Annotated in this window: 25 protein-coding genes; 14 read left to right on the top strand and 11 right to left on the bottom strand. The window is 71.8% G+C overall.

Annotation, left to right across the window (positions count from 1 at the left end):
• Nucleotides 1-38 precede the first annotated feature (38 nt).
• Nucleotides 39-827 (top strand): alpha/beta fold hydrolase, encoded by a 789-nt coding sequence (locus ABZ928_RS30025; protein WP_361525599.1) that lies wholly within the window; start codon nt 39-41, stop codon nt 825-827.
• Nucleotides 828-864: 37 nt separating this feature from the next.
• Here the strand turns inward: ABZ928_RS30025 and ABZ928_RS30020 are convergent, their stop codons facing one another.
• Entirely contained in the window at nt 865-1,332 is a 468-nt protein-coding gene (locus ABZ928_RS30020; protein WP_361525596.1) for a helix-turn-helix domain-containing protein, read from the bottom strand.
• A 94-nt stretch (nt 1,333-1,426) separates the two neighbouring features.
• Here ABZ928_RS30020 and ABZ928_RS30015 point away from each other — a divergent pair, with 94 nt between their 5' ends.
• Nucleotides 1,427-2,596 carry a thiolase family protein gene (locus ABZ928_RS30015; protein WP_361525593.1) on the top strand — a complete coding sequence of 390 codons (1,170 nt, stop codon included), beginning with the start codon at nt 1,427-1,429 and terminating at the stop codon, nt 2,594-2,596.
• 100 nt (nt 2,597-2,696) lie between these two features.
• On the opposite strand, the gene ABZ928_RS30010 is transcribed toward ABZ928_RS30015, so the two are convergent.
• Nucleotides 2,697-3,464: a VTT domain-containing protein gene (locus tag ABZ928_RS30010; protein WP_361525590.1), complete on the bottom strand. Its 768-nt coding sequence runs from the start codon at nt 3,462-3,464 to the stop codon at nt 2,697-2,699.
• Between the two features lie 49 nt (nt 3,465-3,513).
• On the opposite strand from ABZ928_RS30010, the gene ABZ928_RS30005 reads away from it, so the two are divergent.
• The 3 genes from ABZ928_RS30005 (at nt 3,514) to ABZ928_RS29995 (ending at nt 6,604) form a co-directional block, all read left to right on the top strand.
• A complete protein-coding gene (locus ABZ928_RS30005; RefSeq protein ID WP_361525588.1) occupies nt 3,514-4,236 on the top strand; it encodes a DNA alkylation repair protein in 723 nt (240 codons plus the stop codon).
• Nucleotides 4,237-4,491: 255 nt separating this feature from the next.
• Entirely contained in the window at nt 4,492-5,661 is a 1,170-nt protein-coding gene (gene tuf, locus ABZ928_RS30000) for an elongation factor Tu (RefSeq protein ID WP_361525587.1), read from the top strand.
• A gap of 97 nt (nt 5,662-5,758) precedes the next feature.
• Entirely contained in the window at nt 5,759-6,604 is an 846-nt protein-coding gene (locus ABZ928_RS29995) for a fused MFS/spermidine synthase (RefSeq protein ID WP_361525584.1), read from the top strand.
• Here the strand turns inward: ABZ928_RS29995 and ABZ928_RS29990 are convergent.
• From ABZ928_RS29990 to ABZ928_RS29980, 3 genes are all read right to left on the bottom strand, one after another.
• Entirely contained in the window at nt 6,566-7,867 is a 1,302-nt protein-coding gene (locus tag ABZ928_RS29990) for an MFS transporter (RefSeq protein ID WP_361525581.1), read from the bottom strand. The genes ABZ928_RS29995 and ABZ928_RS29990 overlap by 39 nt on opposite strands.
• 89 nt (nt 7,868-7,956) lie before the next feature.
• Nucleotides 7,957-9,015, bottom strand: coding sequence for a hypothetical protein (locus ABZ928_RS29985; RefSeq protein WP_361525578.1), 1,059 nt, complete (start codon nt 9,013-9,015; stop codon nt 7,957-7,959).
• A gap of 70 nt (nt 9,016-9,085) precedes the next feature.
• Nucleotides 9,086-10,114: a hypothetical protein gene (locus tag ABZ928_RS29980; RefSeq protein WP_361525575.1), complete on the bottom strand. Its 1,029-nt coding sequence runs from the start codon at nt 10,112-10,114 to the stop codon at nt 9,086-9,088.
• A 149-nt stretch (nt 10,115-10,263) separates the two neighbouring features.
• Here ABZ928_RS29980 and ABZ928_RS29975 point away from each other — a divergent pair, with 149 nt between their 5' ends.
• Nucleotides 10,264-10,716, top strand: a complete 453-nt coding sequence (locus ABZ928_RS29975) for a DUF4442 domain-containing protein (protein ID WP_361525573.1) — start codon at nt 10,264-10,266, stop codon at nt 10,714-10,716.
• Nucleotides 10,717-10,831: 115 nt separating this feature from the next.
• Here the strand turns inward: ABZ928_RS29975 and galU are convergent, their stop codons facing one another.
• Nucleotides 10,832-11,779 carry a UTP--glucose-1-phosphate uridylyltransferase GalU gene (gene galU / locus ABZ928_RS29970; protein WP_361525570.1) on the bottom strand — a complete coding sequence of 316 codons (948 nt, stop codon included), beginning with the start codon at nt 11,777-11,779 and terminating at the stop codon, nt 10,832-10,834.
• 275 nt (nt 11,780-12,054) lie between these two features.
• On the opposite strand from galU, the gene ABZ928_RS29965 reads away from it, so the two are divergent.
• From ABZ928_RS29965 to ABZ928_RS29950, 4 genes are all read left to right on the top strand, one after another.
• On the top strand, nt 12,055-13,929 hold the full coding sequence (locus ABZ928_RS29965) for an RICIN domain-containing protein (protein WP_361525867.1): 1,875 nt from the start codon (nt 12,055-12,057) through the stop codon (nt 13,927-13,929).
• A gap of 263 nt (nt 13,930-14,192) precedes the next feature.
• Complete coding sequence (locus ABZ928_RS29960; RefSeq protein WP_361525567.1) at nt 14,193-16,655, top strand: glycoside hydrolase family 3 N-terminal domain-containing protein; 2,463 nt, start codon at nt 14,193-14,195, stop codon at nt 16,653-16,655.
• The gene (locus tag ABZ928_RS29955) at nt 16,652-18,205 is read left to right on the top strand and encodes a carboxylesterase family protein (RefSeq protein ID WP_361525564.1); all 1,554 of its coding nucleotides are present in this window, start codon (nt 16,652-16,654) and stop codon (nt 18,203-18,205) included. The genes ABZ928_RS29960 and ABZ928_RS29955 overlap by 4 nt, the downstream gene beginning before the upstream one ends.
• Before the next feature lie 69 nt (nt 18,206-18,274).
• Nucleotides 18,275-18,919: a DedA family protein gene (locus ABZ928_RS29950; protein ID WP_361525561.1), complete on the top strand. Its 645-nt coding sequence runs from the start codon at nt 18,275-18,277 to the stop codon at nt 18,917-18,919.
• Between the two features lie 25 nt (nt 18,920-18,944).
• Here the strand turns inward: ABZ928_RS29950 and ABZ928_RS29945 are convergent, their stop codons facing one another.
• Nucleotides 18,945-19,472, bottom strand: a complete 528-nt coding sequence (locus ABZ928_RS29945; RefSeq protein ID WP_361525558.1) for a gamma carbonic anhydrase family protein — start codon at nt 19,470-19,472, stop codon at nt 18,945-18,947.
• Between the two features lie 109 nt (nt 19,473-19,581).
• Here ABZ928_RS29945 and ABZ928_RS29940 point away from each other — a divergent pair, with 109 nt between their 5' ends.
• Entirely contained in the window at nt 19,582-20,334 is a 753-nt protein-coding gene (locus ABZ928_RS29940) for an acyltransferase (protein WP_361525556.1), read from the top strand.
• Between the two features lie 36 nt (nt 20,335-20,370).
• On the opposite strand, the gene ABZ928_RS29935 is transcribed toward ABZ928_RS29940, so the two are convergent.
• Nucleotides 20,371-21,228, bottom strand: a complete 858-nt coding sequence (locus tag ABZ928_RS29935) for a DMT family transporter (protein WP_361525553.1) — start codon at nt 21,226-21,228, stop codon at nt 20,371-20,373.
• 93 nt (nt 21,229-21,321) lie between these two features.
• Here ABZ928_RS29935 and ABZ928_RS29930 point away from each other — a divergent pair, with 93 nt between their 5' ends.
• Nucleotides 21,322-21,894, top strand: coding sequence for an XRE family transcriptional regulator (locus ABZ928_RS29930; protein ID WP_361525550.1), 573 nt, complete (start codon nt 21,322-21,324; stop codon nt 21,892-21,894).
• A 20-nt stretch (nt 21,895-21,914) separates the two neighbouring features.
• Nucleotides 21,915-22,472 (top strand): YbaK/EbsC family protein, encoded by a 558-nt coding sequence (locus ABZ928_RS29925; protein WP_361525548.1) that lies wholly within the window; start codon nt 21,915-21,917, stop codon nt 22,470-22,472.
• Nucleotides 22,473-22,481: 9 nt separating this feature from the next.
• Here the strand turns inward: ABZ928_RS29925 and ABZ928_RS29920 are convergent, their stop codons facing one another.
• Entirely contained in the window at nt 22,482-23,528 is a 1,047-nt protein-coding gene (locus ABZ928_RS29920) for a cation diffusion facilitator family transporter (RefSeq protein ID WP_361525545.1), read from the bottom strand.
• A gap of 60 nt (nt 23,529-23,588) precedes the next feature.
• On the opposite strand from ABZ928_RS29920, the gene ABZ928_RS29915 reads away from it, so the two are divergent.
• On the top strand, nt 23,589-23,948 hold the full coding sequence (locus ABZ928_RS29915; RefSeq protein ID WP_361525542.1) for a metalloregulator ArsR/SmtB family transcription factor: 360 nt from the start codon (nt 23,589-23,591) through the stop codon (nt 23,946-23,948).
• A gap of 2 nt (nt 23,949-23,950) precedes the next feature.
• Here ABZ928_RS29915 and ABZ928_RS29910 read toward each other — a convergent pair whose 3' ends face one another.
• Nucleotides 23,951-25,168: a 4-hydroxybenzoate 3-monooxygenase gene (locus ABZ928_RS29910; RefSeq protein WP_361525539.1), complete on the bottom strand. Its 1,218-nt coding sequence runs from the start codon at nt 25,166-25,168 to the stop codon at nt 23,951-23,953.
• Complete coding sequence (locus tag ABZ928_RS29905) at nt 25,165-26,085, bottom strand: formylglycine-generating enzyme family protein (protein WP_361525536.1); 921 nt, start codon at nt 26,083-26,085, stop codon at nt 25,165-25,167. The genes ABZ928_RS29910 and ABZ928_RS29905 overlap by 4 nt, the downstream gene beginning before the upstream one ends.
• Nucleotides 26,086-26,090 lie beyond the last annotated feature (5 nt).

The following is a 26,090-nucleotide window of genomic DNA, read 5'->3' as shown; positions in this document are numbered from 1 at the left end:
GAGGGGACACCGTTCGCGGGGGCGTCTAGCCTGGAGTCATGGCCACGGTGAAGGTGGGCGCGCTGGAGATCGCCTACGACCGCGTCGGCCAGGGACCGCTGGTGGTCCTCGTGCACGGCGCGGGCGTGTACGCCCGTATGTGGCAGCCCCAACTCACCGGACTGGCGGACGAGTTCACGGTCGTGGCCTGGGACGAGCCCGGTTCCGGACGCTCCTCGGGCATCCCTCCCGGCTTCGGCCTCGCGGACTACGCCGACGCCCTCGCCGCGCTGATCGAGGAGCTGGGACTCGGCCCGGCCCATGTCGCCGGGCTCTCCTGGGGCGGAACGGTCGTCCTTGAGCTCTACCGCCGGCATCCCTCGGTCGTCAGGACGCTGCTGCTGGTCGACACCTACGCCGGCTGGAAGGGCTCACTGCCGCCGGAAGAGGTGGCGGCCCGCGTCGAAGGGACGAAGCGGATGCTCGCCGTGCCCCGGGAGCGGTTCGATCCGACGGTGCCGGGCCTGTTCGCCGGGGAACCGCCCGCCGAGTACGTGCCGCTGCTCGACGCGATGGGGCGTGACGTACGGCCCGAGACGCTGGGCGCGCAGCTCGCCATGATGGCCGAGACGGACCTGAACGACGTGCTGCCCGGCATCGAGGTGCCGACCTTGCTGCTGTGGGGCGAGCTGGACGCGCGCTCACCGCTGAGCGTCGCCCATGCCTTCCGCGAGGCGATTCCGGGGGCCGAGCTGGTGGTGATCCCGGGTGCGGGGCACGTGAGCAACCTGGAGCGGCCGGCGGAGTTCAACCGGGCCGTGCGGGCGTTCTGCCGCGCGCACAGCTGAGTTCCGCGACCCGCACGCCTGAATTCCGCGGTGCGCGTCACGCCACCGCCGGGCCCGCGACCGTCCAGCCGGGGACCTGCGGATGGGCCGTGAGGTCCTCGTGGCGGACCGCGTCGCCGCACGTCGCGCAGGTGACGACCGGGACCAGCTCGTTGCCGCAGACGTGCTCGATCACCATGGGCGTGTCGCCGTCGCGCAGATGGCGGTCGCCCCAGTCCTTGAGGGTGATCAGCACCGGCTCCAGTTCGAGCCCCGCCTGCGTGGGCCGGTACTCGAAGCGCTGCGGCCGCTCGCTGTAGGCGCGCTTGGTGAGGATCCCGGCGTCGACCAGCCTGCGCAGACGCGTGGCGAGGATGTCGCGCGGGGCGCCGATGTTGCGCACCAGCTGGTCGAAGCGGCCGTTGCCGAGGAGGACCTCGCGCAGGACGAGGAGGGAGTACTTCTCGCCGACGAGCGCGAGGGTGTCGGCGACGGAACAGGGGCGCGGGTCTTTGGGAGCGGCCATGACGGCAATTCTAGGGGAGGGTTTGATTTTCCAACTCACGGAGCTATGGTGAGTTTGGATTTCCTACTCACTGGTAGCCATGGAGGCCCGCAGCATGCGTGACGCAGTGATCGTCGAAGCCGTACGCACCCCCATAGGCAAGGGCAAGCCCAACGGCGCCCTCGCGCACGTCCACCCCGTCGAGCTCCTCGCGCACACCCTGCGCACCCTCGTCGAGCGCTCCGGTGTCGACCCCGCGCTCATCGACGACGTCATCGGCGGCACCGTCGACCAGGTCGGCGAGCAGGCCATGAACACCACCCGCTACGCCGCCCTGTCGGCGGGCTTCCCGGAGACGGTCCCCGCGACCACCGTGGACCGCCAGTGCGGCTCCTCCCAGCAGGCCGTGCACTTCGCCGCCCAGGGCGTCATCTCCGGCGCGTACGACCTCGTCGTCGCCTGCGGTGTCGAGTCGATGAGCCGCGTGCCCATGTGGTCCAACGTGCCGCCCGGCAAGGACCCCTTCGGCCCCGGAGTCGCCGAGCGCTACCCGGAGGGGCTCGTCCCGCAGGGCATCAGCGCCGAGCTCATCTCCGCGAAGTGGTCGATCACGCGCGACCAGATGGACGCCTTCGCGGTGTCCTCGCATCGCAAGGCGGCCGAGGCGTGGGACAAGGGGCTGTTCGACGCGGAGGTCGCTCCGCTGGACGGGGTGGGGCGGGACGAGTGTGTACGGCCGTCCAGTACGGCCGAGGTTCTCGGTGGGCTCAAGCCGGCGTACTACGACCCCGGGTTCGCCGAGCGGTTCCCGCAGATCGAGTGGAACGTGACGGCGGGCAACGCGAGTCCGATCAATGACGGGGCGTCGGCTGTGTTGATCACGTCCAGTGAGACGGCCGCTCGTCTTGGGCTGCGGCCGTTGGCGCGGCTGCACAGTTTCGCGGTCACTGGGTCCGATCCGTTGCTGATGCTGACCGGTGTCATTCCGGCCACGGAGAAGGTGTTGCGGCGGGCGTCACTGAGCCTTGAGGACATCGACCTGTTCGAGGTCAACGAGGCGTTCTCCAGTGTGGTGCTGGCCTGGCAGCAGGAGACCGGCGCCGACCTGGACAAGGTCAATGTGCACGGTGGGGCCATCGCTATCGGGCATCCGCTGGGGGCGAGTGGGACGCGGCTGACGACGACGCTGGTGCATGCGATGCGGGAGCGTGGGGCGCGTTATGCGTTGCAGACCATGTGTGAGGCGGGTGGGCTCGCCAACGCGATGGTGCTCGAAAGGGTCTGATGGCGGCTGCGGGCCGTGGGGGCTGGTCGCGCCCACGCGGCGGAGCCGCAAATTGATACAGCCCCGCGCCCCTAACGGGGCGCTCCAGAGCCCGGCGACTTCAGCGCCCCCGGAGATGGTGGCGCTTGCGCCATGCCACCGCCGCTCCCACCAGCGCCGGTATCGCGATCACCGCCATCGCGATCAGGAACGCCGGGGACGTCGGTGTCGACGCCCGTGCACCCGCCACCACGTACGCCGCCGTGTTCGGGATCGAGCCGAGGGCCGTTGCCACGAGGAACGGGACGTAGCCCATGCGGGAGACCGCGGCGCAGTAGTTGGCGGCGGCGAAGGGGACGCCGGGGAACAGGCGGATCGCCAGCATCGAGCGGAAGCCGTGGCGGCTGAGCTGGCTGTCCGCGCCCTGGAGGAGGCGGCCGCGCAGCAGGGGGCGGAGGGCGTCCTGGCCCAGTACCCGGCCCAGGGCGAAGGCGATGCCGGCGCCCAGGACCGTGCCCGCCAGGGCGGCGCCGATGCCCAGCTGGGAGCCGAAGAGCGCGCCGGCCGCGAGGTTCAGCAGGGGGCGCGGTACGAACGCCACCGCGCAGAGGCCGTACGCCCCCGCGAAGACCACCGCCGCGGCCGCGCCGCCGAGCTGGGGTGGCCAGCCGTCCGCCAGCAGCCGCTGGGGCTCGAAGAGCAGTACCGTCGACGCGGCCGCCACGAGCAGCGCGACGAGCAGGGACAGCCGTGACCAGGGCGAGAGCAGCACTCTCGTCCAGCGGGCGGTGGCGCCGGCCGGGACCGGTGCGGTGAGGGCGAGCTCCGTGGCGGCGGCCGGGGGAGCGGCCGTGGCGGTGCCCCCAGAGCGGGTGGTGGCATCGAGCATCCGGTGACACTAACCGACCGATGTGTGTGATCGCCGTATGGTTCGTCTCATGAGCGTCACAGGTGTGGGATCTCTCTCGGTGCCGCGCAGCACTCTCGCGGACACCGTCCTGGAGCGACTCACGGCCACGTACGGCGCCGCGGCCGACCCGGCGCGGGCCGTGCCCATGCGCGCGTACATGAAGGACGTGGCCCCCTTCCTCGGCCTCACCACCCCCGTGCGCCGGGCCCTGTCCCGGAGCGTCCTGGAGGGCACTCCCCGCCCCGACGAGACGGACTGCACGGCGATCGCGCTGCGCTGCTGGGAGCTGCCCGAGCGCGAGTACCAGTACTTCGCCGTCGACCATCTGCGCCGCCACGCGCGCGTGCTCTCCTCCGGCTTCCTGCCGGTGGCCAGGCACCTCGTCTCCACCGTCCCCTGGTGGGACACCGTCGACCTGCTCGCCGCCCATGTCGTGGGTGCGCTGGTGGCCGCCGATCCGGCCCTGGCCGCCGACATGGACGCCTGGATCGTCGACGACGACCTGTGGATCGCCCGCACCGCGCTCCTCCACCAGCTGCGCTACAAGGAACGCACCGACTCCGAACGCCTCTTCACCTACTGTCTGCGCCAGTCCGGGCACCCCGATTTCTTCATCCGCAAAGCGATCGGGTGGGCGCTGCGTGAGTACGCCAAGACCGACCCCGAGGCCGTACGGGCGTTCCTCGCGCGCGAGAAGGGACGCTTCGCGCCGCTGTCGGTGCGGGAAGCGCTCAAGAACATCGGCGCCTGAAGTCCGTACCCCTGAAAACCATTCGACGCCGGGCGAGGCGTCGGCAATGATCGACCACATGTTCCGGCACGCCTTCCACCTCGCAGCATCCGCAGTCGCGGATGCACCGAAGGCTGCCGTTCCCGTTTTCCTGACGGCCGTCGACGGCGCCCGAAGCTGACCCTCTCCGGATTGTCCGGCGGACCCCGCAGGGGGAGGGTCGGCGAGTCCTCAGGGGTCCCCGCTCTCCACACTTAGAGGCTTCGAGGTATCGCCATGCCCAAGACGGCTTACGTGCGCACCAAACCGCATCTGAACATCGGCACCATGGGTCACGTCGACCACGGCAAGACCACCCTGACCGCCGCCATCACCAAGGTCCTCGCCGACCGCGGCGCCGGCACCTTCGTCCCGTTCGACCGCATCGACCGGGCCCCGGAGGAGGCGGCGCGCGGCATCACCATCAACATCGCGCACGTCGAGTACGAGACCGACACCCGGCACTACGCGCACGTGGACATGCCGGGCCACGCCGACTACGTCAAGAACATGGTCACCGGCGCCGCGCAACTCGACGGGGCGATCCTCGTCGTCTCCGCGCTCGACGGGATCATGCCGCAGACCGCCGAACACGTGCTGCTCGCCCGGCAGGTGGGCGTCGACCACATCGTCGTCGCCCTCAACAAGGCCGACGCGGGCGACGAGGAGCTCATCGACCTCGTCGAGCTGGAGGTCCGTGACCTGCTCACCTCGCAGGGGTACGGCGGGGACGCGGTGCCCGTCGTACGGGTCTCCGGGCTCAAGGCGCTGGAGGGCGACCCTCGGTGGACGGCGTCCATCGAGGCGCTGCTCGACGCGGTGGACACGTATGTGCCCATGCCGGAGCGGTACTTGGACGCGCCGTTCCTGCTGCCGGTCGAGAACGTGCTCACCATCACCGGGCGGGGGACGGTCGTCACCGGCGCGGTCGAGCGGGGAACCGTGAAAGTGGGTGACCGGGTCGAAGTGCTCGGGGCCGAGGTCGAGACCGTCGTCACCGGTCTGGAGACCTTCGGCAAGCCCATGGACGAGGCGCAGGCCGGGGACAACGTGGCGTTGCTGCTGCGGGGGGTGCCGCGGGACGCGGTGCGGCGGGGGCATGTTGTCGCGGCGCCGGGGTCCGTCGAGCCGCGACGGCGGTTCTCGGCGCAGGTGTATGTGCTGTCGTCCCGTGAGGGGGGTCGTACGACGCCTGTCTCCACGGGGTACAGGCCGCAGTTCTACATCCGTACGGCGGATGTGGTCGGGGACGTCGACCTCGGTGAGGTGGCGGTGGCTCGGCCCGGGGAGACGGTGACCATGACCGTCGAGCTGGGGCGGGAGGTGCCGCTTGAGCCCGGGCTCGGGTTCGCCATCCGTGAGGGTGGGCGGACCGTCGGGGCGGGGACCGTGACCGCCGTCGTGTGAGGGGGGGTTCGGTGAGTGGGGGACTGCGCTGCCGTTGTGGCTGGTCGCGCAGTTCCCCGCGCTCCTTTGGGGCGTGCAGCGCAGGCACAATGGGCAGGTGACCGAGTCCCTTCCCGTCGCCCGTGCCGTTGATCATGGCTTCGCCAAGCTCATGCCCGATGTCGATCGGCCGCGGGCCTGGCTGCTCACCGTCGACGGGGCTCCTCAGTCGTACGTCGACCTGGACGAGCCGGCGCATCTGGAGTTCGAGTACGCGCGGCGGCTCGGTCATGTCCTGGACACCGTCGCGGCGGAGGGGCGACCGCTCGACGTACTGCACCTCGGGGGCGGCGCGCTGACGCTGCCCCGGTACGTCGCCGCCACCCGGCCCCGCTCCCGGCAGGACGTCGTGGAGTTCGACCGGGGGCTGCTGGAGATGGTCGTGGAGCATCTGCCGCTACCCGACGGGGCGTCGATCACCGTGCACGCCGCCGACGCGCGGGCCTGGCTGGAGGCGGCGCCCGCCGACTCCGCGGACGTGCTCGTCGCCGACGTCTTCGGCGGCTCGCGGGTTCCCGCCCACCTGACGTCCGTCGGGTATGTGAGGGAGGTCGAGCGGGTGCTCCGGGCCGGGGGTGCCTACCTGGCCAACCTCGCCGACTCCGCGCCCTTCGCCTTCCTCCGCTCCCAACTCGCCACCCTCGGCACCGTGTTCCCGGAGCTCGCGCTGATCGCCGAGCCGGGGGTGCTGCGGGGGCGGCGGTTCGGGAACGCCGTGGTGGTCGCCGCCCGGCAGCCCTTCGACACCGGTGCGCTGGCCCGGCTCACCGCCTCCGACGCCTTCCCCGCGCGCGTCGAGCACGGGGCGGCCCTGCGAGCGTTCATCCGAGGCGCGCGGCCCGTGCGGGACGAGGACGCCGTACCGTCACCCGAGCCCCCCGACGGGGCGTTCGGCATCGGCTGACTCGGCTTCGGCGGCGGACTGGGTCACCGGCTTGGTGCGTCGTTTGAGGTTGCGTACGTCCGGGACGCACAGGACGGCAGCCGTCACGAGCACGACCATGGTCGCGCAGCCCCACAGCGCGTTGGAGCGGCCGAACGCCGACTCCGCCGGTCCGGCGAGCGCGGTGGCCAGGGGGACCATCGCGACCGAGCCGAACCAGTCGTACGCGGCGACCCGGGAGAGCTTGTCCTCGGGGATCTCCTGGTGGAGGGCGGTCATCCAGCTGACGCCGAAGACCTCCAGGGTCACGCCGGTCAGGAACATCAGCGTGCACAGGACCGTGACCGAGGTCGGGATCGCGAGGGCGGCTGAGGGGAGGGCCAGGGGGAAGACGCAGAGGGTGCCCCAGAGGAGGAGGCGGCGAGGTTTCCAGCGGGTCATCAGGAGGGCGCCGGCGACCGTGCCCGCGCCGAAGAAGCCCAGGGCGAGGCCCCAGGGGCCCGCTCCGCCGAGGTGGTCGCGGGCCACGAGGGGGCCGTACACCGCGTCGGCGGCGGCCACGACGGCGTTCGCGATCGAGAACTGTACGACGATGCCCCACAGCCAGGGGCGGCTGCTGAACTCCTGCCAGCCCTCCCGCAGGTCGGCGAGCATGCCGCCGCCCGGTGCGCGCGGCGGGATGTGGCTCACGTCGAGGAAGGAGCGCATCGCTCCCGCCACCGCGAACGCCGCCGCGTCCGCCGCGAGCACCCAGCCCGGGCCGATCGCGGCGACCATCGCCCCGCCCAGCGCCGCCCCGCCCAGGGCCGCGCCCTGCATCGCCATCCGGAACACCGCGAAGGCCCGGCCCGCCTGCTCACCGGAGACCGAGGACAGCAGCATGCCCTCGGCGGCCGGGCTGAAGAACGCCTGCCCGGTGCCGCCCAGCGCGGTCAGCAGCATCATCTGCCACAGCTGCGGATCCCCGGCGAGGACGAGCACCGCGAAGGCGCCCTGCGACACACAGTTAAGGGAGTTCGCCGCGACCATCACCCGGTGCCGGGGCAGCCGGTCCGCGACCGCGCCGCCGATCAGCAGGAACACCACCAGCGGCAGCGTCCGCGCGGCGGCCACCAGGCCCACGTCACCGCCGTCGCCGCCCGACTCCAGGACGGCGAACGCGGCGGCGATCAGCGCGCCCTGGCTGCCCAGGTTGGTGACGAAGGCGGCGGAGGTCAGCAGGCTGTAGTTGCGGCCCGCCCAGTCGGGTCTGCGGCGGCGTATCGGGGCGTCGGCGGAGGTCACCGGCCGACTATCCCCGTACCGGCCCCGACTTGCCAAACCAATTCAGGACAGCCTCGAAGCGCCGGGTATCCGGCCTGTCAGCCAGTTCCTCACCCTGTGGGCTCGCCGTACAGGCGGACCGTGCTGAGGATCTTCTGGATCGTCGCGTCCGGCACCTCGTCCGAGGTGCCCTTCACCCCGTGGAAGGTCCAGGCGACGAAGTCACCCGCGGAGTTCTTGAACGCGAACGTCGTCGCCTTGCCGTCGGAGTCGCACTTGTCCTTCTTCGCCACACCCGACGAGTAGGTCGTGGCCACACTGCCCTCGACGCCCGAGGCCGTGGTGTACGACGTCGGCGTACCGATCTTCAGCAGCTTCTTGGAGGCGTCCTTCTGGTCGGTGTAGCCGCCGAACACCCACCAGGCGGAGTCGTTGCGGGCGACGTCGCCGGTGTTCTTGGCGCCGTTCTGGCCCTTGGTGCCGGCCGTGCCGAGCGCCTTGTCGCTGGTGCTGCCGTCCTTGTCGGAGTCGGACGTGCACCACTTCTCCTGCACGTAGGCCGGAGCGGACATGCCGATGAGGACCGAGCCGTCGCCCTTCTTGTCGTCCTCGTAGCCGATGAACGTGCCCGGAGTGTCGACCTGCCAGTCCGCCGGGACGTCGAAGGCGGTGCCCCACTTCGGGTTGACCACGACCTTCCAGCCGTCGATCGTCGCCTTCGCCCCCTCACCGCCCCGCGGGTTGTCGCCACCGCTCGGGCTCACCGACGCGGACGCGGAGGACGTGGCACTCTGCGTCGGGTCGCCGCCGCCGTCCGCCTTGTCGTCCTTGTCGCCGCCCAGGACCAGGAAGCCGGTCACCCCGGCCGCGACGACCACGGCCAGCGCCGCCACGATCGCGACGACCTTCGTACGGTCGCCCCCGCCACCCCCGCCACCGCCCTGCGGAGCCTGCGGGGGCTGGGGTATGTCCCACTGCGGCTGCTGCGCGTAGGGGGTGGGCTGCTGCTGCCCGGGTTGCGGGTAACCCGGTTGCTGCCCATACGGGTTGGGCTGTTGATAGCCCGGCTGCTGGTACGGATTCGGCTGCTGGTAGCCCGGCTGCTGATACGGGTTCTGCTGGTCCTGCGGGTTCTGCTCGCCCCCGGGCGGCTGCTGTCCTTGCCACATGGCCGGTAACGATAGAGGGGCCGGGAGGCCGGTGCAGGCGCATCCAGGATGCGACCGGCCTCCCCCGGGATCAGCCCGTCGGCTCGCCGTGCAGCCGTACCGTGCCCAGGATCTTCATGATCGTCGAGTCCGGGAGCTCGTCCTCGACGCCCGTGGCGCCGTACAGGCTGAACGCCACATAGTCACCGGCCGAGTTCTTGAACCCGAACGTGACCGCCTTGCCGTCGGTCGCGCACTTGCCCTTCTGGGGCGTGTTCTTCGAACGGGCCCAGGCGATGCTGCCCTTGACGCCGGAGGTCGTCGTGAACGCCTTGGCCTTCTCGTCGAGCGTGATGCTCTTCTTGTCGGGCTGCGTGTAGCCGCCGTACACCCACCACGCGACCTGGTTGATCGCGACCTCGTCGGTGTCCTTGGCGCCGTTCGCGCCCTTGGTGCCCGCGGTGGCGAGGGCGGTGTCCTCCTTGTCACCGTCCTTGTCGTCGTCGGAGGTGCACCACTGCTCCTTGAGGTACGCCGGCGCCGACATGGTGATGATGGGCTTGTCACCGGCCTTGGCGTTGTCCTCCTCGAAGCCGATGATCATCCCCGGTGACTCGACCTTCCAGTCCGCCGGGACATCGAAGGCCGTGCCCCACTTGGGGTTGACGACGACCTTCCAGCCGTCGATCGTCGCCTTCTCCGCCTCGCCGCCCCGCGGGTTGTCGTCCGAGCCGGAGGCCGACGCGGAGGGGTCCGTGGCGGTGGACTTGGACGGGTCCGCCGACTGGCTGCTCCTGCCGCCCGAGCCGCCGTCCGCCTCGTCGTCCTTGTCGCCGCCCAGGACCAGGAAGCCGGTCACCCCGGCCGCGACGACCACGGCCAGCGCGGCCACGATCGCCGTGATCCTCGTACGGTTGCCGCCACCTCCGCCCGGCGGCGTCTGCGGCTGCTGGGGCACGGTCGGGGCGCCCCACTGCGGCTGCTGCCCGTAGGGGTTGGGCGTCTGCTGATAGCCGGGCTGCTGATACGGATTCGGCTGCTGGTACCCCGGCTGCTGATACGGATTGTGCTGGTCCTGCGGGTTCTGCTCGCCCCCGGGCGGCTGCTGTCCTGGCCACATGGGCAGCCACCTTAGTGGCGGCTGTGCACCGAAGTGGTCACCGACCCTTGTCAGGGCGGGAACAGCCGCACCGTACGCAGGATCTTCACGTACGACGCTCGTCACACCGCCCTGGCCACCCGAGGCTACTCGTGGGTAACATGCTCCTCATGAGCGCAGACCAGATGTCGATCGGCGAGATGCTGTCCGCCACGGTGCCCATGGCCCGGACCCTGAACCTCGAGTTCCTGGAGACCTCGCAGGAGCGGGCCGTGGTCTCCCTGCCGGACCAGGGCGAGTACCACAACCACGTGGGCGGCCCGCACGCCGGCGCCATGTTCACGCTCGGCGAGAGCGCCAGCGGGGCGATCGTCCTCGCCGCTTTCGGGGAGCAGCTCTCGCGTGCCGTCCCGCTCGCCGTCCGCGCCGAGATCGCGTACAAGAAGCTCGCGATGGGCGCCGTCACCGCCACCGCGACGCTCGGGCGCCCCGCCGCCGAGGTCGTCGCCGAACTGGACGCGGGGCAGCGGCCCGAGTTCCCGGTGGCGATCGAGATCCGCCGTGCGGATGGTGCGGTGACCGGCGAGATGACCGTCGTCTGGACGCTGCGTCCCAACGGCTGAGCGCGGCTTCGCACGAAGGGGCCCCGGCCGGGCGCTGCCGGGGCCCCTTCGTATGCCCTGAGCCATATGCGGCCGGGCCGCGAAGTGTGTGCCTCAGGTCGCGAAGTGCGTGCGGTCAGGCCGCGAACCGTCGGCGGTCGGCCGCGCCGGTCTCCGCCGTCACGACGAACTCCTTGAGCCAGGCCAGGAATTCGGGGCCCAGGTCGGGGCGGTCGCAGGCCAGCCGGACCACCGTGCGCAGATAGTCGGCCTTGTCGCCGGTGTCGTAGCGCAGTCCGTCGAAGACGACCCCGTGCACGGTGCCGCCCGCGGCGAGTTCCTGGAGGGCGTCGGTGAGCTGGATCTCGCCGCCGCGGCCGGGCGGGGTGCGCTCCAGGGTGCCGAAGACCGCCGGGTCGAGGACGTACCGGCCGATGACCGCGTAGCTGCTGGGCGCGTTCTCGGGGGACGGCTTCTCGACGAGGCCGGTCACCCGGACGACCCCCTTGTCGTCGGTCGCCTCCACGGCCGCGCAGCCGTAGAGGTGGATCTGCTCGCGGGGCACCTCCATCAGGGCGACCACGCTGCCGCCGTATTCGTCGCGGACGTCGAGCATCTCGCTGAGCAGCGTCTCGCGCGGGTCGATGAGGTCGTCGCCGAGCAGGACGGCGAAGGGCTCGGCGCCGACGTGCCTGCGGGCGCAGAGCACCGCGTGGCCGAGGCCGAGGGGCTCGCCCTGCCGGATGTGGTGGATGTTGGCGAGGCGGGCCGGGTCGCGTACGGCGTCGAGGCGGACGGTGTCGCCCTTGGCGGCGAGGGCCTGCTCGAGTTCGAAGGCGTGGTCGAAGTGGTCCTCGATGGCCCGCTTGTGGCGGCCGGTGATCATGAGGACGTCGTCCAGACCGGCCGCGGCGGCCTCCTCGACGACGTACTGGATGGCCGGCTTGTCGACGACCGGCAGCATCTCCTTCGGCGTCGCCTTGGTCGCGGGCAGGAACCGGGTGCCGAGCCCGGCGGCCGGGACGACCGCCTTGCGTACGGGGCGGCCGGGCGTGGGGTGGGCGGGAGTGTGGGGGACGGTCATGCGGGCCATGCTTGCGGACGGGAATGAGAGCTTCCCGGGAGACGCATGGGAGTGCGCTGTGCGTCGGGCGTGAGGCCGCGAAAGTTGGAGATTTCGTGGACCAACTGTCTTTGTGTGCGCACAACTTGGGCGGCTGTCGCGCTCCGATTTCGAATGCGGGTGCGGATACCGTCGGTAACTTATCTGAATGCGAAGCGTTTTGAACATTGGTCACTCGAACTTCTTGTTTCCTGTGAATCGCGTGTGCGAAAGTGACCGCCCGACGTGCCATGACCATGCCGTCCCGTGGCTTGGAAGGAAATGGTTCCGTGCAATCCCCATACCCCCCAAGACCCCCCTATCCGCCGCGGCCCGGAGCGAGTCCGGGGGAGTCCGACCGTAATCTCGTCGCCCAATTGGGCGGGGCCGAGGGCGGCGACCGCGCCGTAGCCCTGCTGCTCGCCCGGCATTGGCGTGCGACCCATGAATACGCGGTCATCTGTCTTGCCTCCTCGTCCAGTTCGGCGGAGCTCGTGGCTGCCGCCGCTTTCCACCGGGTGCTCGACCGGGCGGGCGGCGGCGCGGTCCGGCCTCAACTCCTCGCCGCCGTACGGGACACGGTGAAGGAGTGGTCCGCGCAGGAGAGTGTTTCGGAGGCGCTGCCCGAACTGGGCAAGCCGACCGGAGGCCGCGGACTGCGCGCCGCGCGCGGGGTCACCCCCGAAAGGCGACAGCTCGCCGAGCGCGCATTCCAGGCCCTTCCGGGAGCCTCGCAATGCCTCTTGTGGCATGTCGAGGTCGAGGCCGAGCCCATATCCGTACCGGCCGGTCTGCTGGGGGTCGACAACGCCCGGGCGGCGGACGCGCTGGAACAGGCCCGCGACCAATTCCGGGAGGGCTGCGTCCGGGCCCACCGGGAACTCGCGCCGTCCAAGGACTGCCGCTTCTACAACCGGCTCCTCGACGTCCCCATTCGCCGCGGCGGCGCCCTGCTGCCCGATGTCCAGCACCATCTGATGGAGTGCCGCTACTGCCGGCACGCCGCCGAACAGCTCAGCCATTTCGAGGGCGGTCTGGAGACCCTGCTCGCCGAGACCGTGCTCGGCTGGGGCGCCCGCCGCTATCTCGACTCCCGGCCCGGCCGCGGCGGCGACCGCCCGGCATCGGCCGGACGCCCGCGACCCGGCGGCCGCCACCGGCCCGCACCGCCCGGCCGCCGCCTCGTACCCGGGCGGCGTGGGAAGGCCGCCCTCGTCGTCGGCCTGACCTCCCTCGCCCTGCTCGCCACCGTCCTCGCGGCCAAGGGCTGGTCCGATGACAACGGTGTCCCCGACCCGCACGCCACCTGGGGAGCGCCCAGCGGCAACGACATCGTGCCCGGCCCCGACGAGAAGCCCTCGGCCGCCGCCTCCCCGTCGGCCGCCTTCGCGAGCGATCCCGTGGAGCTCGGCCACGGCAGACTCCGCAGCCGTGACACCGGGCTCTGCCTCGACCTCCGCGGAGACCGGGCCGCGGTGGGTGTCGCCGCCGTGCTCGCGGCCTGCTCCTCCGCCGTGTCCCAGCAGTGGACCTACCAGGACGACGGCCTGCTCCGCAGCCTCGCCGACCCCGCGCTCTGCCTCGACGCCGACACCGGCAAGGGCTCGGTCCTCCTCGACGGATGCCTGGTGCACGCCGGTGAGGTCCAGTACGACCTCACCGTGCGCGGCGAACTCCTGCTCCGCTGGCACAAGGGACTGGTCGTCGCCCCCGGCAAGGGCGCCGACGTCGTCGTCACCGAGCGGGACGGCTCCGCCGGTCAGCGGTGGCTGCTCGAAGGGGCGCGTGGGGCGGCGGCGGAACCTCGGGAGAAGACCCAGGCGCCGGAGGACGAAGAGAAGGAGGGGAAGGAGCAGCCGCGAGAGCCAGGCCTCTCCTCGGAGTCACCCCCTGCCGCATCCCCGCGTCCGGATGAACCGGACGAACCGGGCGGCCATGCGCCGGAGCAGCACCAGCCGCGTATGGCCCAGGTCGGCCACCACGAGGAGCCCGAGGATCCGGGCATCCTCGACCCGCTGCCGGCGCCGGTGTCGCTGCCCGTCGTGGAGACCGTCCCCGTCGTGAAAACCGTCCCGGTCGTGGAAACCGTCTTGGAAACCGTCGACACGGGGCTCGACTCCGTCCTTCGCTGACCCAGGGGCCGCCTCTCCGGAGGCGGCCCCTCTTCTTCGGTTCTTGTCGGCATCCCGGTGTTTCCTGTTCGGCTCATTGACACGAGTCACCAACGGTCATAGTTTTCCCGCCGCGCCCGTGGTGTCCGACGAAGCGTCAGGTCCGACCTGACGCATAGTGCGTTCAGATACCGAACGCGACCGGGACGCCGGAGCGCTCCCCCAGAGGGGGCACCCCCAGCGGTTCACAAAGAAGTGCCCGCACACCGAAGGAGTGACGGCTCATGACCGACACCGTCTCCCGGCGATCGGCCCTGCGTCTGCTGGGCGGAGCGATCGCCGTCGCCACGGCGGCGACCAGCGGACTGACCCCGCCCGCGCACGCCCTGGACAGACCCGACCGGGGCGCGGGACCCCGGGTGGAAGGCCTCATCGCCAAGCTCACCCTCGACGAGAAGATCTCCCTCCTGCACGGCGCCACCGACCCCGCCTCCCTCGGCCAGGCGGGCTACGTCCCCGGGGTCGAACGCCTCGGCATCCCCCCGCTCCGCCTCGCCGACGGCCCCGCCGGCGTCCGCGTGACCCAGCACGCCACCGCGCTCCCCGCCCCCGTTCTGCTGGCCTCCGCCTTCGACCCGGACCTGGCCCGCCGCTACGGCCGGGTCATCGGACACGAGGGCCGCGCCCTCGGCCAGGACGTCCTGCTCTCCCCGATGGTCAACCTCATCCGCACCCCCTACGCGGGCCGCAACTTCGAGACGTTCAGCGAGGACCCGCTGCTCTCCGCCGACCTGGTCGCCGCCGAGATCGAGGGCATCCAGGGCGAGGGGCTCGTCGCCACCGTCAAGCACTACGCGATGAACAACCAGGAGAAGGACCGCATGTCCATCGACGTGCGGGTCGACGAGCAGACCCTGCACGAGAGCGAACTGCGCGGCTTCGAGGCCGCCGTCGGTGTCGGCGCGGGCGCGGTGATGGGCGCCTACAACAAGGTCAACGGCACCTACGCCTGCGAGAACAAGGCCCTCCTCACCGACGTCCTGCGCGACCGCTGGGGCTTCGACGGCTGGGTGATGACCGACTGGTACGCCGCCCACAGCACCAAGAAGGCCCTCGCCGCCGGCCTCGACATGGAGATGCCCAACGGCAGCTACTTCGGCGCGGCGCTGAAGAAGGCGGTCGAGAACCGCAGCGTGCCCGAGCACCAGGTCGACCGCTCCGTACGCCGGATCCTCTCCGTCATGGACCGCTTCGGCCTCCTCGACGGCAGCGCGCCCCCGCGCCCCGCGCGCGACGCGAAGGCGGGCGCGGCCGTCGCCCTGGAGGTCGCCAAGGCGGGCGCGACCCTGCTCCGCAACACCCACCGCACCCTGCCCCTGACCGACGGCTCCGTCGCGGTGATCGGCCCGACCGGCTCCCTGCCCTTCGTCAGCGGCGGCGGCAGCGCCCATGTCGTCCCCGACCACGCCGGCAGCCCCCTCGACGCCATCAAGGCACGCGCGCGTGAGGTGACGTACGCGCTCGGCGAGGACCTCTACGGCAAGGCGATCCCCGCGTCGGCGCTGAGCCCGGCCCTCGACACCGAGGGCCACAAGGTCGCCGCGGGCGCGGAGTGGACGTACGACGGGACGCTCACCCTCTCCGACGCCGACGAGTGGACCTTCGTCATCCACTACACCGGCACGCCCCCGTCCCGCCCGAAGGTGCTGCTCGACGGCGAGGACCTCTTCCCGGTGCAGCCCGGCTGGGGCGAGTACTTCGCGGGCGGACTGGTCTCGGCCGCGCCCGACGGCCTTCTCGTGCGCCGCAAGACCGTGCAACTCGCCGCAGGCGCGCACACGGTGAAGATCACCGCGAAGGGCGGCGACACCGGCCAGACGTTCCGGCTGCGCCGTGTCACCGGCGCGACCCGGGCCGCGGACGTCGCCGCGGCCGTGAAGGCGGCGAAGGCCGCCCGCCATGTCGTCCTGTTCGCCTACGAGGACGCCACCGAGGGCCAGGACCGCACCACGATCGCCCTCCCCGGCCATCAGGAGCGGCTCATCGAGGCGGTCGCGGCGGCGAACCCGCGCACGACCGTCGTCCTCAACACCTCGTCCTCGACGTCGATGCCCTGGCTGGAGCGCACCGGGGCCGTGCTCCAGATGTACTACCCGGGCCAGGAGGGCGCGGCCGCCACCGCCGCCGTCCTGTTCGGCGACACCGACCCCGGCGGCCGGCTCACCCAGTCCTTCCCCGTGGACGACGACCACCACCCGGTCGCCGGCGACCCGCGCCGCTACCCGGGCGTCGACGGCACCGAGGAGTACTCGGAGGGCATCCACGTCGGCTACCGCTGGTACGACGCCGAAGGCGTGCGGCCCCTGTTCCCCTTCGGCCACGGACTGTCGTACACCTCCTTCGTCTACGACGAACCGGCCGCGCACTGGAACCGCCGCGGCCTCGCCGTGAGCTTCGGCGTCCGCAACACCGGGCGGCGCGAGGGCATCGCGGTGCCCCAGGTGTACGTGGGGAAGTCCCCCGACCTCCGACTCGACCAGGCGGTACGGGTGTTGGGCGGCTACCGGCGGCTCGCCCTGCGACCGGGGGAGCGCAAGCGGATCACCGTGACCATCGCCGCGCGCACCCTCTCCTCCTGGAACCCCAAGACCCACGACTGGGTGCTCGGCACCGGCCGCCGGACCGTGTGGATCGGCGCGTCCTCCGGTGACCTGCGACTCCGGACCACCGCGGAGGTGACCAAGTGATACGCCGGATCGCCGTCGCCCTGACGGCACTCGCGGCCGCGTTCACCGTGCCCGCGCCCGCACAGGCCCTCGGCGGGGCCGACCCCGTGGTCCGCACGGCAGCGGGCCTGGTGCGGGGCGAAGTCACCGCCGAGGGACGGCAGTTCCTCGGCATCCCGTACGCCGAACCGCCCGTCGGGAAGCTTCGCTGGAAGGAGCCGAGAGCGGTCCGGCCGTGGCAAGGGGTGCGTACGGCACAGGACTTCGTCGACAAGTGCGTACAGACGTCGAGTTGGGACCCGGGATACGAGCAGCCCTCGCACACCGAGGACTGTCTCGACCTCAACGTGTACGTCCCCCAGGGCTCGGCCCGGCGCGCGGTCCTGGTCTGGTTCCACGGCGGCGGGCTCACCGCCGGAGCCGGCCAGGACATCGTGCCCGACACCTTCGCCCGGCAGACCGGCACGGTCGTCGTGACCGTCAACTACCGCCTGGGAGCCATGGGTTTCCTCGCCACCGCCGGACTCGACGGCGAGACCGCCGACGGCGTCTCCGGCAACTTCGGCATGCTCGACCAGCAGGCCGCGCTGCGCTGGGTGCGCGCCAACATCGGCCGCTTCGGCGGCGACCCGGGCCGCGTCACCATCGCCGGCGAGTCCGCGGGCGGCCGCTCCGTCTGCACCCAGCTCGCTTCACCCACCGCGAAGGGCCTGTTCCGGGCGGGCGTCATCGAGAGCGGGGCGTACGACGACTGCGGCGCCCGCACGCATGAGGCGGCCGTGAGCCAGGGCGCCGAGTTCGCGCGCAAGCTCGGGTGCGAGACGGTCGCGTGTCTGCGCGGCAGGTCGGCGGCCGAAATCCTCGCCGCCCAGGGGGAGTTCGACTGGGGCCCGGTGACCGGCGGCACCTTCCTGCCCCGGCAGCCGGCGGAGGCCCTCGCCGCGGGCGCCTCGGCCGGGGTGCCCGTGATGAACGGGGCCAACCAGGACGAGGGCCGCCTCTTCGCCTTCGCCCGCTTCGACCTCGGCGGGAACCCGCTCACGGCCGAGCAGTACCCGACGGTCATGCGCGAGGAGTTCGGCGAGCGGGCACTCCAGCGGTACCCGGTCTCCGCCTACCCGACCCCGACGATCGGCTACGCCACCGCCCTGGGCGACGCGCTCTTCGCGTGCAGCGCGCTGCGCCTCGACGACGTGCTCTCCGGACGCGGCCCCGTCTACACGTACGAGTTCGCCGACCGCACCTCCCCGCCCTTCGCCTCACTCCGCAACCTGAGGACCGACTTCGACTTCGGCGCGACCCATGTCAACGAGGTCCAGTACCTCTTCAAGCACTTCGGCCTGGAGTCCCCGCTGAACGCCGAGCAGAAGGTGCTGGCCCGGCAGATGGTCCAGTACTGGGGCTCCTTCGTCCGCGGCGGAGTACCGCGGGCGACCGGCCAGCCCGCGATGCCCGGCGGCCCGGGAACCGTGCTCTCGCTCAAGACGTCTTCAAGAGGCGGTAACGCGCTGAGCACGGCTGTGCGCACAGAACACCAGTGCGACCTCTGGGGCACCGAGGGGGCGCGCTGACCCGGTAGGCTCCCCGGGTGTGCGCCCCGACCGGCGCGCACACCCGGGGACGACAGGGAGGTACCGGCGGTGCACGTCCAGGAATGGCTCGAGACCGTACCCGCGGTCAGCATCTACCTGCTCGTGGGCTTGGTCATCGGCCTGGAGAGCCTGGGCATTCCGCTGCCGGGCGAGATCATCCTGGTCTCCTCCGCGCTGCTCGCCTCCCAGCACGGGGACATCAACCCCGTCATCCTCGGCGCCTGCGCCAGCGCCGGCGCGGTCATCGGCGACTCCATCGGCTACGCGATCGGCCGCAAGGGCGGACGCCCGCTGCTCGCCTGGCTGGGCGCCAAGTTCCCCAAGCACTTCAGCGAGGGCCATATCGCCACGGCCGAGCGGTCCTTCGAGAAGTGGGGCATGTGGGCCGTCTTCTTCGGCCGCTTCGTCGCCCTGCTGCGGATCTTCGCGGGGCCGCTCGCGGGTGTGCTGCGGATGCCGTACTGGAAGTTCCTCATCGCCAATGTGCTCGGCGGGATCATCTGGGCGGGCGGTACGACGGCGGTCATCTATTACGTCGGTGTCGTCGCCGAGTCCTGGTTGAAGCGGTTCTCGTGGCTGGGGCTGGTGGCGGCGGTGCTGTTCGGCCTGGCGTCGATGCTGGTGGTCAAGCGCAAGGCGAAGAAGGCGCAAGCCGCACAGCAGGAGGCGGAACCGGTTCTCGCCGGAGAGTGAGCCCCGCCCGCAGCCGCCGTACAACCTATCCGTGCACCTCGCCGTGCGCCTTCGCCAGGTCCGCATACAGGGTGCCGTTCAGTGTGACGCCCTGACGCTCCTCCTCCGTCAGCTCACGCCTCACCTTCGCCGGTACGCCCGCCACCAGCGAGCCCGGCGGCACCCGCATCCCCTGCGGGACCAGCGCCTGGGCCGCCACCAGTGAACCCGCCCCGATCACCGCGCCGTTGAGCACCGTCGCTCCCATGCCGATCAGGCAGTCGTCCTCGACGGTCGCCCCGTGCACCACGGCGTTGTGACCTACGGACACCCGCTCGCCGATCGTCACGGGGAACCCGGGGTCGGCGTGGAGGGTGCAGTTGTCCTGGATGTTGCTCTGCGCGCCGACGGAGATCCGCTCGACGTCGCCCCGGGCCACGGCCCCGTACCAGAGGCTCGCCCCCGCCTCCAGGGTGACGTTGCCGATGACCGATGCCGTGGGGGCCACGAAGGCCTCCGCGTCGATCTTCGGTTCCCGGCCGCCGATGCCCGTGATCAAGGGCTGGTGCGTCATCGCCTTCTCCTCGTCGTCGCCAACAACCGCACCGTACGCCACGCCGGTGGGGTGAAGATCACAGGCCTCGGCGCCCTTCGGCTCACCTCAGCCTGAGTACCGTGACCTCGTGCCGAAGAAGAACACGTTCTCATCCTGGCGGCGACGCCTCGTCCAGCGCGCCGTCCACGCGGGCTGGGCCTGGGTGCAGCGGACGGGTTCCGTCACCGCCGAGCACCCGGGGCGTTTCCGGTTCGGCGCGTTGGGCGAGCACAGCAGGCTCGCGTTCCCGCTGGGCACGGTGTTCGGGGAGCCGTGGATCCATGTGGGCTCCCACTGCATCGTCGGCGAGCAGGTCACGCTGACGGCGGGTCTGATGCCCGACCTGGATCTGGGGCCGGAGCCGATCCTGCGGATCGGGGACGGGGTCGTCCTGGGCCGTGGCAGCCATGTCATCGCCGACACGACGGTCACCATCGGCAGCGACTGCTACTTCGGGCCGTACGTCTACGTCACGTCCACGAACCACTCGTACGACGATCCGCACGAGCCCATCGGCAAGCAGTGGCCGCGGATGGAGCCGGTGGAGATCGGGCCCGGCTGCTGGATCGGGACCGGTGCGGTGATCCTGCCGGGGGCGAGGATCGGGCGGAACGTGGTCGTGGCGGCCGGGGCGGTGGTGCGCGGTGCGGTGCCCGACCATGCCGTGGTGGCGGGGGCGCCCGCCCGTGTCGTACGGCGGTGGACGCCCGACGACGGATGGCAGCCGCCGCTGCGGACGCCGGCGCCGGTGCCGATACCGGAGGGGGTCACGCCCGAGCAGCTGAACGCGCTGGCCGGGCTGGACGAGGAGACGGCGGCGAGGCTCGCCGAGATGGACTGAGCCGGTCGGATCGGCCGGTCGGATCAGTGGGCCGGGTCAGCCGGTCGCCAGGAGCAGCGTGCCGACCAGGGCCAGGCCCGCGCCGGCCGCCTGGATCGTGCGGAGGCGTTCGCTGAGGAAGCCGCGGGCGGCCAGGGCGGTCACGACCGGGTAGAGCGAGGCGAGTACGGCGGCGACGGTGACCGGGCCGAGGCGGGCGGCGACCGCGTAGGTGCCGTTGGCCGCGACGTCCGCGAGGCCGACGAAGGCCAGCGCGGGGAGCGAGGCCCAGGGGAAGCCGTCGGCCGGGAGGGCGGGGGCGCCCTTGCGGACGGAGGCGTACAGGGCGGCGCCGCCCACGGCCACGTTCGTGAGGCGCTGGACGAAGAGGGCGAGGAAGAGGCCGGTCAGGGTGGTCGACGCCTCCGCGATCAGGGCGAACACCGTGCCGAAGCCGAAGGCCGCCACCAGGGTGAGCAGGATGGTCCGCCGCTGCACCGGCGCGCCCCTGAGCTGCGGACCGCCCGCGAGGACGACGCCGACGACCGCGACCCCGATCCCCGCGAACTGCGCCGGCCCGGGACGCTCGCCGAGGAAGAGCCCCACGCCGACCGGGACGGCCACACCGAGGGTGCCGAGCGGGGAGACGACGCCCATCGGGCCGAGCGCGAGCGCCTTGTAGAAGCAGATCAGGGCGACAGGACCGACCAGACCGGCGGCGACCGCGAACCACAGCCGCGGTCCGGCCTCGCTCCAGGCGCCGGTGACGGTCACGATCACGCCGAGCACGGCCGCCGCGATCGACTGCGAGACCACCACGACGGTGAGCGCGGGGGTGCGCCGGGTCAGCAGTCCGCCGCCGAAGTCGGCCAGGCCCCACAGCAGGCTTGTGGCCAGGGCGAAGAGTGCTGTCACGGGGTGCCTCGCAGTACAGTTCGGTGGACGATCGGGTGCACCCCACCGTAGTTCATTCACCTGTACTCTCGCATACAAAATATTGGACGTGACGTGTCGGACCTCGACCTGCTGACCCAGTCCCTGGCGCGCAACGTCAAGCGCTGGCGCACCGAGCGGGGCTTCACCCTGGACACACTCGCCGCCCGGGCCGGAGTCAGCCGCGGCATGCTCATCCAGATCGAGCAGGCCCGCACCAACCCGAGCCTCGGCACCGTCGTGAAGATCGGTGACGCGCTGGGCATCAGCATCACCACCCTCCTCGACTACGAGCAGGGCCCCAAGGTCCGGGTCGTCCCGCCCGACCAGGTCGTACGGCTCTGGCACACCGACGCGGGCAGCTTCAGCCGGCTCCTCGCGGGCGCCGAGGCCCCGGGGCCGCTGGAGATGTGGGACTGGCGGCTGATGCCGGGCGAGAGCAGCAGCTCCGATCCGCACCCCGTCGGCACGGTCGAGATCGCCCATGTCTCGGCAGGGGAACTGACCCTCACGGTCGAGGGCACCGACTACCGAGTCCCGGCGGGCTCCAGCGTCACCTTCGAGGCCGGCGCCGCGCACACCTACGCTAACGAGGGCGACGTACCGATGGAGATGGTGCTGGCCGTCTCGGTGCCCAGCGTGCAATGACCTCCTGTTAGCGTGCCGACATGGACGCACCCATCGGACACTTCGACAACGCCCGGCCCGCCACCGACTGCCTCGACGAACTGACCGCCCCCGTCGCGGAGGCCGTACGCCGCTGGAGCGGCAGCGTCCCCGCCGACCAGATCGTCTACGTCGAGACCGACCCGCAGTGGGCCGACACGGCCGTCTTCGTTCAGCACTACGGGCAGGAACTGCTGGAGCAGTCGGCCAACTGCGTCGTCGTCGCGGGCAAGCGCGGCGGTGAGTCCCAACTGGCCGCGTGTGTCGTGCTGTCCACCACCCGGGTCGATGTCAACGGTGTGGTCCGCCGCCAACTCGGCGCCCGCAAGGCCTCGTTCGCCTCGATGGACACGGCGACGGGGGAGAGCGGCATGGAGTACGGCGGGATCACCCCGATCGGACTCCCCGCCGACTGGCCCGTCCTGGTGGACTCCGCCGTCGTCGATCTGCCGTACGTCCTGGTGGGCAGCGGGCGCAGGCGCGGCAAGCTGCTGGTGCCGGGCAAGGCGTTCGCGGAGCTGCCGGGCGCGGTGGTGCTTGAGGGGCTGGGAGTGGCCTGAGGGCTCGGCTCAGGCCACCGCGTGGTGGGCGAGGGTGAGATGCGGGTCGTCCTCGCCCGGCAGCGGCGCCGGGTCGGCGTGCACCAGGGCGGCGGTGAGGCGGGGGACGGCGTGGAGGAGGGCGTGTTCCGCGTCCACGGCGACCGTATGGGCCTGACGTACCGTCATGTCGCCGTCCACGACCACCGCGACCTCGGCGCGCAGCCGGTGCCCGATCCAGCGCAGCCGCAACTCGCCCACCGCGCACACCCCTTCGACGTCGAGCAGGGCGTGCTCGGCCCGGTCCACGAGTTCCGGGTCGACCGCGTCCATGACGCGCCGGAACACCTCGCGCGCCGCGTCCCGCAGCACGAGGGCGATGGCGGCCGTGATCGCCAACCCCACGATCGGGTCGGCGAGTTGCCACCCCAGCGCGGACCCTGCCGCGCCCACCAGCACGGCCAGTGACGTGAATCCGTCGGTACGGGCGTGCAGTCCGTCGGCGACGAGTGCGGCCGAGCCGATGTCCCGCCCGACCCGGATCCGGTAGCGGGCCACCCACTCGTTCCCCGCGAACCCGACGAGCGCCGCGACCGCGACCGCCGGGACGTGCTGGACGGGCCGCGGGTCCAGGAGCCGCTCGACGGCGGTCCACCCGGCGAAGGCCGCTGACGCGGCGATGGTCAGCACGATCGCGATACCGGCGAGGTCCTCCGCCCGCCCGAACCCGTACGTGAAGCGCCGCGTCGCGGCCCGCTGGCCCAGCACGAACGCGATGCCCAGCGGTACGGCGGTCAGCGCGTCCGCGGCGTTGTGCACGGTGTCCCCGAGCAGCGCGACCGACCCGGACACCGCGACCACGACCGCCTGTGCCACCGCCGTCACCCCGAGCACCGCGAGCGACACCCACAGGGCGCGCATGCCACGGGCCGAGGACTCCAGGGCGGGGTCGAGCTTGTCGGCGGTCTCGTGGGAGTGGGGGGTGAGGAGGTGGGTCAGACGGTGGCGGAGGCTGTGGCGGAGACCGGAGGGGGTGTGATGGTGGTGCCCGTGGTCGTGGTGATGGTGGTCGCTCACGTGGTTCCCCTTTCGGTGTGTGTCGTGGACGTTCCCCGCCCATGGTGCCATTATGTGCGTATGAGCGCACGCATGCACCTGTCACCTGCGCATCATGCGCACCCGCTTACTCCCGGCGATGAACAGTTGGCCCTCGCCGCGGAGCTCCTCGCCCTGCTCGGCGACCGCACCCGCCTCACGCTGCTGCACGCGCTGACGGGCGGGGAGGCAGATGTCACGACCCTCACGGAGGCGTGCGGGGCGGCCCGGCCCGCCGTCAGTCAGCATCTGGCGCGGCTGCGGCTGGCGGGGCTGGTGAACACGCGCAAGGAGGGCCGCCGGGTGATCTACTCACTCGGCGACGGGCATCTGCGGCGGCTCGTGGACGAGGCGTTGAGCGTGGCGGACCACCGGCTCAGCGACCGGCCGGTGCACGACTGAGCTCAGTACCCGGAGCCCAGGTACTGCTCCGCGAACGTCGACGCCGCCGACGGAGAGGCGAAGAGGCGGCGGAGGCGGGCCAGGGTGGTGCCCGCGCGGTAGGGGTCGCCGGAGGAGGTGCCGTGGTAGATGTCGGAGAGCCACTGGGAGAACTCCTGGTAGTCCCAGACACGGCCCAGGCAGGCCGCCGAGTACCCGGTCAGGCCGGTGCTGTCGCCCTTGGTGAGGTGGGCGATCAGGGCGTCGCCCAGGAGGTACGCGTCGTGCAGGGCGAGGTTCATGCCCTTGGCCGCGATGGGGGCGGTGAGGTGGGCCGCGTCGCCGGCGAGGAAGAGGCGGCCGATGACCATCGGCTCGACGACGTAGCTGTGCATGTCGAGGACGCGCTTCTCGATCAGGCGGCCCTCGGTGAGGGGCGGGGCGCCCGACGCGCCGAGGCGGAGCTGGAGCTCCGACCAGACGCGGTCCTGTGGCCAGTTGTCCGGGTCGTCGCCCGGCGGGCACTCCAGGTAGTAGCGGGTCACCTCGGGGCTGCGGGCCATGTGCCCGGCGAAACCGTTCGGGTGCATGCCGAAGACCACGCAGTCGTTGGACGGCGGCGCCTCGGCGAGGAGGGCCAGCCAGCCGATGCCGTAGTCGTAGCGGGAGACACGGGCGCGGTCCGGCGTCAGAACGGCGCGGGTCGCACCGCGGGCGCCGTCGCAGCCCGCCACGAAGTCGCAGTGGATCAGGACGCGTTCGGATGTGTCCGGGTCCGTGTACGACACCGACGGCTGGTCCGAGTCGAGGTCGTGGAGCTGTACGTCCCGGACGCCGAAGCGGATGTCGCCGCCGCGTACGTCCGCGTACTCGCGTACCAGGTCCGTCACGAGCAACTGCTGCGGGTAGATCCAGTGGTGATGGCCCGTCAGCTCGCCGTACTCGAGGCGGTAGCGCTGCCCGCCGAACCGGAACTCGCACTCGGTGTGCCGCTGCGCCCGCTCCAGCAGGTTCACCGCGAGACCCCGGCGCTCCAGACCGCGTACCGCCCACTCCTCCAACACCCCGGCCCGGGGCCGCTGTTCGATGAACGCGCGGGTCTCGCTCTCCAGGACCACGCAGTCCACGTCGGCGGCCCGCAGGATGTTCCCGATGGTGAGCCCGGCGGGACCGGCGCCGATGACGACGACCGGACTCCGTTGCGGCGCACCGGAGTTGGAGTGGGGGGAGGCGAAAGTCACCCGTGCATTATGTCCGCGCCCCGCACGCACCGGAAACCCGTGTGGCCGCTGGAGCTGTCCGGGGTGTTGGCGCTGCGGGCGGCCACCCGGTACCGGTTGCAGTAGGACTTGTGGCACATGTACGAGCCGCCGCGGATGACCCGGGCGGCGCGCTCGCCGCTCCACCAGTCGGCGCACCACTCCCACACGTTGCCGGACACGTTGTGGAGCCCGAAGTCGTTCGGCTCGAAGGCGTCCACCGGAGCCGTACCCCGATAACCGTCCGCGGCCGTGTTCTTGGTCGGGAACGTGCCCCGCCAGATGTTGCAGCGGTACTCCCCGCCGGGGTCGAGTTCGTCGCCCCAGGGATAGCGCCGCTGCTCAAGACCGCCCCGCGCCGCGTACTCCCACTCGGCCTCCGAGGGCAGCCGCTTGCCCGCCCAGGCCGCGTACGCCGCCGCGTCGTGCCACGACACATGGACGACCGGATGGTCGGCCCGCTCCTCTACCGTGCTGCCGGGCCCCTCCGGCCGGTTCCAGACCGCCCCCGCGACCCCGCACCACCACGGCGTGTGTTCCGGCCGCGGGGCGCCCCGGCGCAGCGCGGCGGGGAGGAAGCCCGCGAAGACGTACGACCATCCCAGGCGCTCGGCGTCGGTGACGTACCCCGTGTCGGCGACGAACTCCGCGAACCGTTCATTGGTCACCGCGCACGCGTCGATCCGGAACGGCTCGACCCGCACTGTCCGCACCGGCCCCTCCCCGTCGGCCGGAAAGCCCTCCGTGTCCTCCGCGCCCATCAGGAACTCGCCGCCGGGCAGCGCCACCATGCCGTCGTCCGCCGCCCGGCGGGGCGTCGGCGGAGGGAGGATCCGGTGCCGCTCGGGGGCCTGGCCGCCGCCCGACGGCATGCAGCAGGGGGAGGGGGAGTCGTGCATTCCGC

The sequence above is a fragment of the Streptomyces sp. NPDC046909 genome, assembly GCF_040644695.1.
Classification (GTDB): Bacteria; Actinomycetota; Actinomycetes; order Streptomycetales; family Streptomycetaceae; genus Streptomyces.
The sequence above is the reverse complement of the archived record's forward strand: the minus strand, read 5'-3'. Positions and strand labels throughout refer to the sequence as shown.